The organism is Emticicia sp. (assembly GCF_049241225.1).
Taxonomy (GTDB): Bacteria; Bacteroidota; Bacteroidia; order Cytophagales; family Spirosomataceae; genus Emticicia.
Genome location: NZ_JBMLRC010000423.1, coordinates 1 through 13,106 on the forward strand (window position 1 = coordinate 1; position 13,106 = coordinate 13,106).

Genomic DNA, 13,106 nt, shown 5'->3' on the forward strand with positions numbered 1-13,106 from the left:
TTCAATTCTTCAACCGCTTCAACTTCTCCAAATTCAAAATCGTAATCTTGCCCGATTCTATTTCTATCAGCTTTTCGTCTTTAAAATCTGAAAGGGTTCTGATGGCAGTTTCGAGCGAAGTACCCGCAACGTTTGAAAGGTCTTCTCGACTGATTTTCATGTTATTGTTGGCTGTTCCTTCTTTTACCAAATGACTATGGAATTTTAGCAAAGCCTCCGAAATCCGTTTTCTTACTGAATTATAGGCGAGTTTGAGTAGTTGTTCTTCGTTGGCTTTAACGTTATTTGAAAGTAACTGAATAAACTTCTGAGCAACTTGGCGGTTTTTATGAACGAGGTTATAAAAATCATTCTTCGGAATGAGGCAAATCTCGCAATCTTCCATGGCTGCCGCCGATTCGGTGTAGTTGCTTTCTTGCAGTAAATCTACATAACCTAAATAATCATTTTTGTCGTAGATATTGATAATCAGTTCTTTACCATCATCATTGGTCTTGAAAGTCTTGATTTTTCCTTTGATAACGCAGAATAAATAAAGCGGATAATCGCCTTCACGGTAAATCTCACTTTTCTTTTTGTAGCTTCTTACCTCACGGCTTTCGAGTAGTTTTTTTAGTTCTTGGTCGCCACCTGCGTCGCTGATAAGTTCGTCGAGTCCGCCTAAATCTTGGGTGTAGTTTTTTTGTAAAAGTTCTACTTTTTTGAGTCGACTTTCGATGGCATTCAGCAATTCTACATCATCAAAAGGCTTGGTTATGTAGTCATCGGCACCCATTTCCATACCTTTTCTGAAATCAGATCGGTCGGCTTTGGCGGTCAGAAATATAAACGGAACATTGGCAGTGTCGGGCGTTTTTGAGAGCAAATGCAGCACACTGTAGCCATCCATGATGGGCATCATGATGTCGCAGATGATCAAATCTGGTTTTTCGACGTGGGCCTTTTCAACGCCAATTCTTCCATTTTCGGCGGTTACTACCTGATAATCAGCCAGTTCGAGGATCTCGGCAGTATTTTCTCTGATCTCGGTATTATCTTCAATGAGCAATATCTTTTTCATACGGTTCTAAAAATTTCTAGGAAGGTTTATAAAAAATGTTGTGCCTTCGTTTTCTTTGCTTTTAAATGTGATTGTGCCTTTCAGCAGATTTACGTAATGTGCCACGATACTCAAACCAAGTCCGGTACCCTGAATTTCACCCGCATTGCTCGAACGGAAAAAACGCTCGAATAAATGTTTTTGGTCAATTTCCGGAATTCCGATTCCTTGGTCAGCTACGCTTAGTTGTAGCTCATTGTCAGTCAAGGCTGCACTGATTGTTATGTTATTATTTTCGGGCGAAAATTTAATGGCATTTGACACTAAGTTTATAATGATATTTCGAACAAGCGTTTTGTCCAGATTTACCACACAACTATTGTTACTTGCACAATTAATGTTAATTTTTTGCCCCTTTTTTGTAATTCCCTGCAACTCTTGCATCAAATTTTCAATCAAGTCATGTAGATTGAATGATTCGATATTGAGCATCACTTTGCCTTCTTCGAGTTTGTTGAGTGATAAAAAATCATTCAAAATATCGGTCAGGTTGCGTACCGAAGATTTGATTCTACCTATGTGTTTCAGCCTTTTCTCTTCGTCTTGCAATGTAGAATATTTTTCTACTAGTGAAAGCGAAGATAAAACCGTAGCCAAAGGCGTGCGAAATTCGTGCGAAGCAATAGAGATAAACCTTGATTTCATCGAATTTACTTCACGCTCACGTTTCAATGAGTTATCGAGCTCGTCTTTGGTTTGTTCGAGTTTCTGAATTGCCTCTTTCAGAATCATCGTACGTTCTTCAACTTCTTTTTCAAGCTCTGCTTTGTAGGCAATGAGCTGATTTTCAGCCTTTTTTCTGATTGTAATATCAATGATAAACGCAATTACGAAACTGCCCTGACTGTTGGTGTACGGGCTCAGACTTACTTCAACAGGAAATTCTGAATTGTCTTTTCGCTTTGCAAACAAATCAAAATTTGCTCCCATCGAACGAGCGTGTGGACATTCCGAAAAGTGTTGTCGATGCTTAATGTGCCTTTCAGTTAGGCGATTAGGGATTAACATTTCAATCGGTTGATCAATAAATTCATCTGCTGAGTAGCCGAACATTATTTCGGTGCTAGGATTTACACGTATAATTTTCCCTTGATTATCCGTGATGAGTATGGCTTCAGTGGCAAATTGAAAAATAGCTTCTACCTGATTTAGCATGTCGTTTTCAGCAATTGAAATATTGGTTGCAATCATCGGGCAAGTTAGGATAATAGTGAGGTACGAAAATATGATCTTTATCAGTATTCATAAAAAATACTTAGGCTCAAAGATAAAAATTTCTCATCGTAAGTGTAGCGTTTTATCAATATCATATTTGCTTATGATCAAAGTCATAAGAATTGGTTTATAAAACCCCAAAATTTGTAGCGTAGAAACTGTAAAATCAAAATCTAATTCAAGTTACGTTATGAAAGTCATCGTATTTGCCACTGATTTTTCGAGAGGTTCACGGAAAGCAGCCCAAACGGCGGCCCAAACCGCCGCCAAAACTGGTGCAAAACTTATTCTTTTTCATGCTTACCGTTTTCTGATGCCTTACGATTCAGAGATGAGCTCGTTGGCTCTGACGGCTGATGAGTTAGAAAAGCACAGTTTGAATTTGCTTAAACGTCTGAAAAACAGACTCATCAAAAAGTTTTCGACTACTTTAGAAGTTGAATTAATGGTGAAAGAAGGCTTGGTAATTGATGCATTGGCTGAAGTTTTGCAGGAAACTAAGGCCGATTTATTGGTGATGGGAAGTGTAGGCGAATCGCCACTTGCAAGTAAGTTTTTCGGTAGTTTGGCTACTTCAATGGTTCATCACTCAAATGTACCAATGCTTTTAGTTCCGCCAAAAGTCAAATACTCTTCTTTTCAAAATGCGGTTTTAGGACTTGATTTTAGATACGAAATTGATGTCAAGCTTTTGGGTAAAACAATCAATATTTTGAGAGATTTGGACGCTGTTGTTAATCTTTATACAGTGACTGACGAGTCGGATTATGCCAAAGATAGTGCATTGAAAATCAGAGAGTTAATGAAAAATGTACCGCATACTTCGACAATAATGGAGGGTGAGGATTTTCCGAGAGCTGTAATAGATTTCGCAAGAGTCAATCATTCTGATTTGATCATTACCTTTCCTCGAAAGCATAATATTTTTGAGCGTTTCTTTATCGAGACTAATACCGAGCGTTTAGTGAAAAATGATGATATTTCTATTCTGACGGTTGTTTGATTGCAAGAAAACGGTGCTTAGACTTTCAACCTCTAATAACGAAACACCTATGATACTTTATGTAAAACCTGAGCTAAGTGCAACCGAATTGATACGGAAATTCAACGAAATTTACCCGTTTTTACGACTCGAAATATATTATCGTGGCGAAGAAATGAGTGATGCATATCATGATTGTAAATTATGTGAAATTGTGCACAAAAAAGCCATTGAAAGCTTTGCTATTATGCCCGAAATGAAGGTTTCGGAGGTTGAAAATTTATTTTGGGAAAATATGGGAATCCAAATCTCGATATTTAGAAAGTCAGGTAAAACTTGGCTCGAATCTTCATTTACGAATTATTGGTCGCTCGAACGCCAAAATAGTTTAGGTAAAGAAATGAACGATTTTATGAAAGTTGAACCACAAAAAGTGATGCAATAATGATAGCAGCAGTAGAAGAAAAATTGGTGTGTTATCATTGTGGCGACGAATGTCCCGATGATTCGATTGCCATCGACGATAAGCATTTTTGTTGTCATGGTTGCCAAACTGTCTTTGAGATTCTACAGGATAATAATCTTTGTGCCTACTATGACCTCAACGATAACGCAGGAATTAGCCTAAAAGCCAAAAACTTTGAAGGTAAATATAGCTATCTCGATGAAAGAGATATCGTTGCTCAATTGCTTGATTATCAGTCGGGTGAGTTGAGTAAGGTTACTTTTTATGTACCAGCTGTGCATTGTAGTTCGTGCGTTTGGTTGCTCGAAAACTTCAATAAAATCAGAAAAGGAGTTATCACTTCTCGACTAAATTTTATCAAGAAAGAGCTTTCGCTGAGCTTTAACCCCGTAGAGGTTAGTTTGAAAGAAATTGTAGAATTGTTGGCTACGCTGGGCTACGAGCCTTTGCTTAATTTGGAGAGTACCGACAAACCACAACAAAAGACTCACACACAACGAAGTTTGATTCTTAAAATTGGGGTAGTAGGTTTTTGTATGGGAAATATCATGATGATGAGTTTTCCTGAATACTTTCACCTCGACCTCAAAAATAGTATTGATGCCACTTACCAAAAGTTTTTCTTGTATTTCAATTTCATGCTTTCGTTACCAGTTTTCTTTTATGGAGCTTATGATTATCTGAACGGTGCATGGATTTCAATCAAAGAAAATTTCAAGAAAACTACTGATGTTTTTAGTGTTGATATACCGATTGCGGTAGCCATTATCACACTTTACGGGCGTAGCGTTTACGAAACATTCTTCAACCATTCTGCAGGCTATTATGATAGTTTGGCAGGTTTGGTTTTCTTCTTGCTGGTCGGAAAATGGATGCAGCAAATTACCTACAATTACCTTTCTTTTGAGCGAAACTACAAATCGTATTTCCCGTTGGCCGTTAAGGTTTTACGTGGAAATGTAGAGTCGTTTATGAATGTGATGGAACTCAAAAAAGGTGATACTATTTATATCCATCACCAAGAATTGATTCCTGCCGATGCCATTATTTCAAAAGGTAAGGGCATGATTGATTATAGTTTCGTAACGGGCGAGTCTGACCCTGTTAGTAAAAACGTTGGCGATGTACTTTATGCGGGTGGCCGCCAAAAAGGTGAGCGTTTGGAGTTGATTGTGCAGAAGCCTGTTTCGCAGAGTTATCTTACCCAACTTTGGAATAATGAGGCATTTATGAAAGAAAAAGTAATGCCTACGACCGAACTCGCCAATTTGTTCAGCAAATATTTTACGGCAATTACGTTTACGATTGCAACCCTTGCGGGTGTTTATTGGGCATTTTTTGAACCAAGTCTGTTCTGGAATTCGGTAACTGCTGTGCTAATGGTGGCGTGTCCGTGTGCCTTGACGCTCTCAATGCCATTCACGATGTCAACAACGATGGCGATTTTTGGGCGAAATAAATTTTATGTAAAAAATCAGGGTGTAATTCAACTACTTAATGAAGTAAACGAAATTGCTTTTGATAAAACAGGAACTTTGACTGAAAGTAATTCGGACAAAGTGAATTTCGTTGGCTCAGAATTGAGTGAATTTGAACAAAAACTCGTAAAGACACTCACAACTCAATCGGCTCATCCATTGAGTAAAATGATAGCCAATTCGTTGATTATCAAAGACTTTAAGGCATTGTCGATCGATTATTTTCAAGAGTTTCAAGGTGAGGGACTCGAAGCGAGTATTGCTGGAAATTTGGTACGACTCGGTAAAGCAGGTTTTATTCAGTCGGCGGTAAATAAGGAGGTGAAACATACACATTCATTCCTCGAGATTAATGGTATTCTGATTGGATACTTTGTAGTTGAAACGATTTACCGCAAAAACTGGCAAACGATTCTTACAAATCTTAGTAAAAACTTTAAACTCTTTATTCTATCAGGCGATAACGATGCTGATAAAGAAAAACTCTTGCCTTATTTCAACGAAAATGCAGTTTATTTCAAGCAAAAACCACAAGATAAACTCAACTTTATCAACCAAGAGCAACAAAAAGGCAATCACGTTTTGATGATTGGCGATGGCCTCAATGATGCTGGTGCTTTAAGACAAAGCAATGTTGGCATTGCCATCAGTGAAGATATTAAAGTGTTTTCGCCCGCTTGCGATGCAATTCTCGATGCTTCAAAATTCGGTCAGTTGGCTGATTTTCTGAAGTTTAGCCGAACTTCACTCAATATCGTGAAAGCAAGTTTTGTGCTATCGTTGGTTTATAATTTTATAGGAATCGGTTGGGCGGTTACTGGCGAACTTTCTCCAGTATTGGCGGCTATTTTTATGCCGCTAAGCTCTATTTCGGTGGTACTTTTTGCGGTTGGGCTGACGCATTTATTTGCACGTTTTAGGAGATTATAAGTTGTTTTTATTGATGGGGCATAGATTAGACAGATACAAGTAGCTCAGATTTTCACAGTAAAAAGTTTTTGTCCCATTATTCATTGTCAATTATTCATTTGTAATTAAGAATATGAGCATTATCTTATTTTTAGCCGTAGCCGCTATTTTGGTAGCGGGCGGATTTTTAGGAGCATTTATTTGGGCAACCAAAGATGGGCAGTACGATGATACCTACACGCCATCGGTCAGAATGTTGTTCGATAACCCTGTTCAGAGTCCCGAAGCAAAAATTAAGAAAGATGAGTAAAGTCATCTTTATCAATGATACTTCTCAATGTATATTGTTCGGCTTTTGAAGACTTTTGTTTCATAAATTAAGACTATTTATGAAACAAACAGGTTCGAAGTGCGTTTACACGATAGCACTAACCACTATGATGTTAGTGCTATTTTTTTCTTATTCGGAGGCATCGGCACAGCAGCACAGTGCATTTTTGAATGTTCCCGAAACACAAATCTTCAAGAATAAAAATGCATCAATTTCGGTCAAAAACGTAAAATACACCGAGTATTATAAAGAATTTGACTGCAAATGGGAAACCAGCCACGCTGTGATTAGTGGTTTGAGTGATACTACTGCACAAAATTACGTCAATGATTGGCTTTCGGGAATGACGTTTTTCGGTACGTGCGATGGTGACCACGAATGTCTCGATATTGCATCGTTTCATTATTTCTACAAAATGACTTATGTCACGGCCGTTCAGAACGACCTTCTCGGATTCTTTCAGAAAGCAGGAAATTGTAAAACTTACGAAACTCCATGTTGTGAAACCCAAGATTGGGAAGTCTATGATTTGAAACAAAAACGTTTTCTGCTCGAATCGGATATTTTTAAGCAAGATGTAGTTTCTCAAAAACTTTTCTTTCAGATAATTGAAGATAAAGTTGCTCAACGCCACCTGAAGTTAATACCCGATTGGAAGGCTTTCGACCGCCAAATTGGCATCGAAAACCAAACAGGAGGAAATACCAAAATTGTGGTTTATCTACTCGAAGACGTTGTCGGACAACCAAAAGGTTTGAAGCTTGAATTTTCTGCTCAAGAAATATCTAAAACCCTTACTAATGAGATTGTTAAGCGTATTTTTTAGACAATAGTCCCAAAAACTGATAATTCTCATATTTGACGCAAACGCTGATCATGCTTTATGAAATGCTTGTGGTTTAGATTTGTTGTATCAATCAATTTAATAGCATTCACCATGAAAAAGATTCTGCTTCCAACCGATTTCTCTAAAGCATCAGAAAGAGCCATTCACTATGCTTTGGCGTTGTTTAATGATACTGCCTGTGAGTTTACGTTGTTGAATACCTACACAACAACCACCGAACCTGAGATTGCGATGTACGTTCTAGACGGACTAAAGGTAAATGCTGAATACCTCATGGCGAAGTTTCTGAATGAATTGAAGAAGTTCGATAACGAGAAGTTCCATACTTTTAAAACAGAATACATGCCAGTATCGGCCGCCAGTGCTATTGAAATTTTGAATCAAACTCATAATTATGATTTAGTGGTTTTAGGAGCAAGTGGTTCAGGAAATAATCTTTTGTTTGGGAGTGTAGCGACCGATGTAGTTAGAAATGTATCAGCAAATACTCTTGTAGTGCCGACAAATTCGGTAATCGCACCCCTAAAAAATGTGGTAATGGCTGTCGATTATAATCAAGTGAGCGATTTAAAAGTTTTTGATAACCTCAAAGATCTGCTTGCTAGAAAAGATGCTCAGTTGACACTCCTGACGGTTTTGAAAGATCATCAATCGGCTGATGAGCTGGATGGTTTGGCAAAATACAAATACCATAATTATTTCAATGATATAAAGGTCAATGATTATTACATCAAAAATTCGGATGTAGAGAAAGGTATCAAAGAGTTTTTGGATATTCATCGTGCCGACATGCTCGTGATGGTTTCTCGTCATCACTCTTTCTTGGATGTAATCTTTAATCGTAGTGTTACTCGCAAATTTGCCTATCATCCATCAGTTCCGTTACTCAGTATTTATGATGAAGTGGCTGCTCCTTTTATCAATGAAGCCGAGATAGTTACTTTCTGATAAAAACATAGAATTCCGTGGCACGCTATGCGTGATACGAATGGGTAATTTTAAAATTCAATTTTCTAAAAAAGCATAAAATAACATGACAACTTCTAAAATGCACCAATTGACTCATGCTCATTTTGAGCATAAACTATGGCGGAATGAACTCGAATTAGTTGCACAAGAAGCTACTTTTTTCTTGAAAACCTTAGATGAATATAAAACAAAAACCATTGCTCAATCGCACAATTCGTTGATTGTAGCTGAATTTGTGAAGCAGTTTCATCATTTCCAAAGACTGACCAAACGCTTACTCGAAGAATTAAGTGTAATTGAAAAAGAAGTAGCCCAGGGTGTAATGTCTGATAATATTTTGGATGGTGAACAAAGAAAAGATAGGGAGTATTTGGATGAAGAAATGAAGTATTTTGAGTCAGATTATAGAGAAACCAAGAACCGATTTCGCAATTTTATAGCCACTTATGAGCCCGCTCAATCGCTCAACTGATTATATGATTTTAATCATGTTTCCTTCAGACCTCAGTCATGTTTTTGACTGGGGTCTGCTTGTAATTTTACACCAAGAAAATAAAAGAGTTCTGAATTCTGAGTGCTGAGTTCTGAATTACTTACCAGCTTGTAATTAGCCTAAATTGCTTATTATAAAACTATTACCTAATAGAATAATACTGATTTAAAACTACTCTGAATTCAGCACTCAGAATTCAGAACTCATTAAAAAACCAAATCTTATGCGATTATTTGCCAAACCTTTTTTTAGTAATGACTCTCATTCAGGAGGTGGGGGTGCATTAGAAGGGTTTTATTACGACAATAAAGTAGTAAAAGCCTTTATGATTGCTTCCGTAATCTTCGGAGTTGTCGGTATGTTGGTGGGTCTTACAGCAGCTACTCAGTTGTTTTGGCCATCAGCTAATCTCGGCATTCCGTTTACTACATTCGGACGTATTCGCCCACTTCACACCAATGCCATTATCTTCGCTTTTGTTGGTAATGCCATGTTTGGGGGTATTTATTATTCATTGCCACGCTTATTGAAAACACCGATGTTTAATAAAACATTGAGTTGGGTTCACTTCTGGGGCTGGCAATTAATTATCTTATCTGCGGCAATCACACTTCCGCTGGGTATCACAACATCAAAAGAATATGCCGAACTCGAATGGCCAATTGATATAGCAATTGCATTGGTGTGGGTTGTTTTTGGTATTAATATGATTGGTACAATCATCAAGCGTCGTGAGCGTCATATGTATGTAGCGGTTTGGTTTTATATCGCTACATTCATCACGGTTGCCATGCTTCATATCGTAAACTCTTTGGAGCTTCCTCTTACTTGGACCAAGAGTTACTCAATCTACGCTGGTGTGCAAGATGCCCTTGTACAATGGTGGTACGGACACAATGCGGTTGCGTTTTTCCTAACAACTCCATTCTTAGGTTTGATGTATTATTTCATGCCTAAAGCGGCCAACCGACCAGTTTTCTCATATAAGTTGTCAATCATTCACTTTTGGTCACTTATTTTCCTATACATCTGGGCTGGGCCTCACCACTTGCTTTATTCTTCGTTGCCTGATTGGGCTCAAAGTTTGGGTACTGTGTTTTCGATTATGCTCATTGCTCCATCTTGGGGAGGTATGTTGAATGGTCTCTTGACACTCCGTGGTGCTTGGGATAGAGTTCGTGAAGACCCAGTTTTAAAATTCTTCGTAGTTGCTGTTACTGCTTATGGTATGGCTACTTTTGAAGGACCATTGCTCTCTTTGAAAAACGTAAATGCGATTTCGCACTTTACTGACTGGACAATCGCTCACGTACACGTTGGTGGTTTAGGTTGGAACGGATTCATGATTTTTGGTATGCTTTATTGGTTAGTACCAAGAATGTGGAAAACCAAAATCTACTCTTTATCATTGGCAAATACGCACTTCTGGATGGGTACACTCGGTATTTTGTTCTGGACCTTGCCAATGTATTGGGCTGGTTTTACGCAAAGTTTGATGTGGAAAGAGTTTACAAAAGAAGGATTCTTGGCTTATCCGAACTTCTTAGAAACTGTAACTCAGTTGATTCCGCTTTATGCCATGCGTGCTTTCGGTGGTTTGATTTACTTGCTCGGTACTTTCATCATGATTTATAACTTAATCAAAACTGCGGGACAAGGAAGTTTTGTAGCTGACGAATACGATGAAGCTCCTGCGTTAGTTAAAAATGTTAGAATTGCAGGTGAAGGCTGGCATGCATCTCTTGAGCGTAAACCAGTGATTTTCATGGTGTTGTCTTTAATTGCCGTAATTATAGGGGGTATAGTTGAGTTCGTACCGACATGGTTGGTTGAATCTAATATTCCGACAATCGCATCGGTAAAACCATATACACCACTCGAACTCGAAGGTCGTGATATTTATATCCGTGAAGGTTGTTATACTTGTCACTCGCAGATGATTCGTCCATTCCGTTCTGAAACCGAGCGTTACGGCGAATATTCAAAAGCAGGTGAGTTCGTTTACGACCACCCGTTCCAATGGGGTTCTAAGCGTACAGGTCCAGATTTGCACCGTGTTGGTGGTAAATACCCGGACAGCTGGCACTACAACCACATGATGGACCCACAAACCATGTCACCAGGTTCGATTATGCCTACTTACCCGTGGTTATTATCAGATAAATATAACAAAAATTTGATTCCTGATAAAATCGGTGTGATGCGTAAGTTAGGTGTGCCTTACCCAGAAGGCTTTGAAGACGAAGCCATTGCCAATGCTGAGGCTCAAGCCGAAGGAATTGTGAAATCTTTGGCCGATGCAAAAATCAAAACCAAAGGTGACCGTGAAATCATAGCCCTCATTGCTTACTTGCAACGCATGGGTACTGACATCAAAAAAGAACAAACAGCAGCTAAGTAATTGATAGTCAACAGTCGATAGATGGCAGTCTACAGTAAAGAATTTGACAGAAAACTATTGACCGTGGACTGCGGACTATTGACTAACAAACAAATAAAACTATGTTTAAGAACGCATTAAATAGCATCGAAGGGGTTTCAATTTATCCCATCTTTTCGCTAATAGTCTTTATGGTCTTTTTTACGGCTCTTGGAGTTTGGGTTTTTAAAGCCGATAAAAAATACGTAAAACACATGGAAAACCTTCCTTTCGATTCTGAAAAATAGGTTTTCAAGAATAGAGGTCTGAACTAACTATCGACTATCGTCCGTGGACCATCGACTAAAAAAAATTATCAATCCTTAAAAATTGTCATAAATGAACTTATCATTCAAAACAGGAGATGAACTTATTCTATTCTTGATATTGGTAATTCTCGTCATTTTCGCAATTGTTGTATTATTTGTAGTGTTCGGAATCTTCCGTACTTTAAAGCAAATAGATGCCCAGCGAAGCGGAAAAGTTATAGAAGCGTTTAGCTTCAACACATGGTGGAAAGGCCTTACAGGAGCAGTGCCACTCGAAAAAGAAGAAGTTATTTTATTGAACCACAACTATGATGGTATCAGGGAGTTAGATAATCACCTTCCACCTTGGTGGAAATACCTCTTCTATGCAACTATTGTCTTCTCGGTGATTTATATGCTCGATTATCACGTTTGGGCGTCGAGTCCGCTTCAAGAAGAAGAATACACGCAAGAAGTAGCGGTAGCTCAAAAGCAAATTGAAGAATACCAAGCCAAAAACGCCAATAGCATTGACGAAAAAACGGTAAAATTATTGGTTTCTGATGCGGCGGTTGTGGCAAAAGGAAAAGAAATCTTTACTGGAAAATGCGTAGCGTGCCACGGAGCCGCTGGTGAAGGTGGCGTAGGACCAAACCTTACTGACGAATACTGGTTGCACGGTGGAACCATCAATGATGTTTTCAAAACTATAAAAAATGGTGTACCAGAAAAAGGTATGATTGCATGGAAGGCAACCTTGAAGCCTAATGAAATGCAAGATGTGTCGAACTATATAATGTCGATAGCGGGAACTAATCCGCCTAATGCAAAGGCTCCACAAGGAGATAAAATAGCTGTCAGCTCGACTGCGGTTAAATAAAAAATACTCCCAGCCCTTTACTTGTGTGTGAGGGGTTGGGGTTTTATTCGGCACAATAAACGCAATGCCGGACCTATTTAAAAAACAATGAATACAACAGCACCCAATATTTCGGACTTTTATGATGAAGAGTACCGTGATACCATTGCCACGGTTGATAAAAATGGGAAGCGAATTTGGTTACACCCAAAGAAACCAAAAGGAAGTTTTCATAACAAACGCATTATTGCCACCATCGTTTTTCTAACGATATTCTTCTCAGTACCTTTCATCAAAATCAACGGACAACCGTTATTGATGATGAATATCTTTGATAGAAAGTTTGTGATTTTCGGTCAGGCTTTCTTTCCACAAGATTTTGTGCTATTTGGCTTAGGGATGATTACATTTTTTGTATTTATCATCTTATTTACAGTAGTTTATGGCCGTTTTTGGTGTGGTTGGGCTTGTCCACAAACCGTTTTTTTGGAAATGATTTTCCGTAAAATCGAATACTGGATTGAAGGAGATGCTCGTCAACAACAAAAGCTTGATAGTAGCCCATGGACTGCCGAAAAAATTAGGAAAAAGACACTCAAGCATTTTATATATATTCTCTTTTCGGTGATTATTGCTCACTTCACAATGGCCTACATCATCGGAATCGAAGAGACCATCAGTATCGTCACTGTTTCACCTGCCAAACACTGGTCAGGATTTATCGGAATCATTGTTTTTACTGGGTTATTTTACTTCGTTTTTACTCGCCTACGTGAGCAAGTTTGTATAGC

Annotated in this window: 13 protein-coding genes; 11 read left to right on the forward strand and 2 right to left on the reverse strand. The window is 38.4% G+C overall.

Annotated features, from left to right (window positions below):
• Position 1: 1 nt before the first annotated feature.
• Together ACOVO2_RS21770 and ACOVO2_RS21775 are read right to left on the reverse strand one after the other, a co-directional pair.
• Positions 2–1,060: a response regulator gene (locus ACOVO2_RS21770; protein WP_421771993.1), complete on the reverse strand. Its 1,059-nt coding sequence runs from the start codon at positions 1,058–1,060 to the stop codon at positions 2–4.
• A 6-nt stretch (positions 1,061–1,066) separates the two neighbouring features.
• A complete protein-coding gene (locus ACOVO2_RS21775; RefSeq protein WP_421771994.1) occupies positions 1,067–2,290 on the reverse strand; it encodes a PAS domain-containing sensor histidine kinase in 1,224 nt (407 codons plus the stop codon).
• Between the two features lie 214 nt (positions 2,291–2,504).
• Here ACOVO2_RS21775 and ACOVO2_RS21780 point away from each other — a divergent pair, with 214 nt between their 5' ends.
• From ACOVO2_RS21780 to ACOVO2_RS21830, 11 genes are all read left to right on the forward strand, one after another.
• Positions 2,505–3,317 (forward strand): universal stress protein, encoded by an 813-nt coding sequence (locus ACOVO2_RS21780; RefSeq protein WP_421771995.1) that lies wholly within the window; start codon positions 2,505–2,507, stop codon positions 3,315–3,317.
• A 13-nt stretch (positions 3,318–3,330) separates the two neighbouring features.
• A complete protein-coding gene (locus ACOVO2_RS21785; protein ID WP_421771996.1) occupies positions 3,331–3,741 on the forward strand; it encodes a hypothetical protein in 411 nt (136 codons plus the stop codon).
• On the forward strand, positions 3,741–6,170 hold the full coding sequence (locus tag ACOVO2_RS21790) for a heavy metal translocating P-type ATPase (protein WP_421771997.1): 2,430 nt from the start codon (positions 3,741–3,743) through the stop codon (positions 6,168–6,170). The genes ACOVO2_RS21785 and ACOVO2_RS21790 overlap by 1 nt, the downstream gene beginning before the upstream one ends.
• A gap of 112 nt (positions 6,171–6,282) precedes the next feature.
• Positions 6,283–6,459, forward strand: a complete 177-nt coding sequence (ccoS, locus tag ACOVO2_RS21795; protein WP_421771998.1) for a cbb3-type cytochrome oxidase assembly protein CcoS — start codon at positions 6,283–6,285, stop codon at positions 6,457–6,459.
• A 79-nt stretch (positions 6,460–6,538) separates the two neighbouring features.
• Positions 6,539–7,306, forward strand: coding sequence for a hypothetical protein (locus ACOVO2_RS21800; RefSeq protein ID WP_421771999.1), 768 nt, complete (start codon positions 6,539–6,541; stop codon positions 7,304–7,306).
• A 111-nt stretch (positions 7,307–7,417) separates the two neighbouring features.
• Entirely contained in the window at positions 7,418–8,275 is an 858-nt protein-coding gene (locus ACOVO2_RS21805) for a universal stress protein (RefSeq protein ID WP_421772000.1), read from the forward strand.
• Positions 8,276–8,360: 85 nt separating this feature from the next.
• Complete coding sequence (locus ACOVO2_RS21810) at positions 8,361–8,768, forward strand: hypothetical protein (RefSeq protein ID WP_421772001.1); 408 nt, start codon at positions 8,361–8,363, stop codon at positions 8,766–8,768.
• 244 nt (positions 8,769–9,012) lie between these two features.
• The gene (gene ccoN / locus ACOVO2_RS21815; protein ID WP_421772002.1) at positions 9,013–11,190 is read left to right on the forward strand and encodes a cytochrome-c oxidase, cbb3-type subunit I; all 2,178 of its coding nucleotides are present in this window, start codon (positions 9,013–9,015) and stop codon (positions 11,188–11,190) included.
• Between the two features lie 101 nt (positions 11,191–11,291).
• Positions 11,292–11,456 carry a CcoQ/FixQ family Cbb3-type cytochrome c oxidase assembly chaperone gene (locus tag ACOVO2_RS21820; protein WP_421772003.1) on the forward strand — a complete coding sequence of 55 codons (165 nt, stop codon included), beginning with the start codon at positions 11,292–11,294 and terminating at the stop codon, positions 11,454–11,456.
• 91 nt (positions 11,457–11,547) lie between these two features.
• The gene (locus tag ACOVO2_RS21825) at positions 11,548–12,336 is read left to right on the forward strand and encodes a cbb3-type cytochrome c oxidase N-terminal domain-containing protein (protein WP_421772004.1); all 789 of its coding nucleotides are present in this window, start codon (positions 11,548–11,550) and stop codon (positions 12,334–12,336) included.
• 87 nt (positions 12,337–12,423) lie between these two features.
• Positions 12,424–13,106: 4Fe-4S binding protein (locus ACOVO2_RS21830; RefSeq protein ID WP_421772005.1), on the forward strand; the 683-nt coding region annotated here is incomplete at its 3' end.

Excerpts from the sequence above, each read along its gene's own strand:
- ACOVO2_RS21810 (WP_421772001.1), top strand. The coding sequence starts at position 8,361 with ATGACAACTTCTAAAATGCACCAATTGACTCATGCTCATTTTGAGCAT.
- ACOVO2_RS21800 (WP_421771999.1), top strand. The coding sequence starts at position 6,539 with ATGAAACAAACAGGTTCGAAGTGCGTTTACACGATAGCACTAACCACT.
- ACOVO2_RS21825 (WP_421772004.1), top strand. The coding sequence starts at position 11,548 with ATGAACTTATCATTCAAAACAGGAGATGAACTTATTCTATTCTTGATA.
- ACOVO2_RS21780 (WP_421771995.1), top strand. The coding sequence starts at position 2,505 with ATGAAAGTCATCGTATTTGCCACTGATTTTTCGAGAGGTTCACGGAAA.
- ccoS (WP_421771998.1), top strand. The coding sequence starts at position 6,283 with ATGAGCATTATCTTATTTTTAGCCGTAGCCGCTATTTTGGTAGCGGGC.
- ACOVO2_RS21820 (WP_421772003.1), top strand. The coding sequence starts at position 11,292 with ATGTTTAAGAACGCATTAAATAGCATCGAAGGGGTTTCAATTTATCCC.
- ACOVO2_RS21805 (WP_421772000.1), top strand. The coding sequence starts at position 7,418 with ATGAAAAAGATTCTGCTTCCAACCGATTTCTCTAAAGCATCAGAAAGA.
- ccoN (WP_421772002.1), top strand. The coding sequence starts at position 9,013 with ATGCGATTATTTGCCAAACCTTTTTTTAGTAATGACTCTCATTCAGGA.
- ACOVO2_RS21790 (WP_421771997.1), top strand. The coding sequence starts at position 3,741 with ATGATAGCAGCAGTAGAAGAAAAATTGGTGTGTTATCATTGTGGCGAC.
- ACOVO2_RS21770 (WP_421771993.1), bottom strand. The coding sequence starts at position 1,060 with ATGAAAAAGATATTGCTCATTGAAGATAATACCGAGATCAGAGAAAAT.
- ACOVO2_RS21775 (WP_421771994.1), bottom strand. The coding sequence starts at position 2,290 with ATGATTGCAACCAATATTTCAATTGCTGAAAACGACATGCTAAATCAG.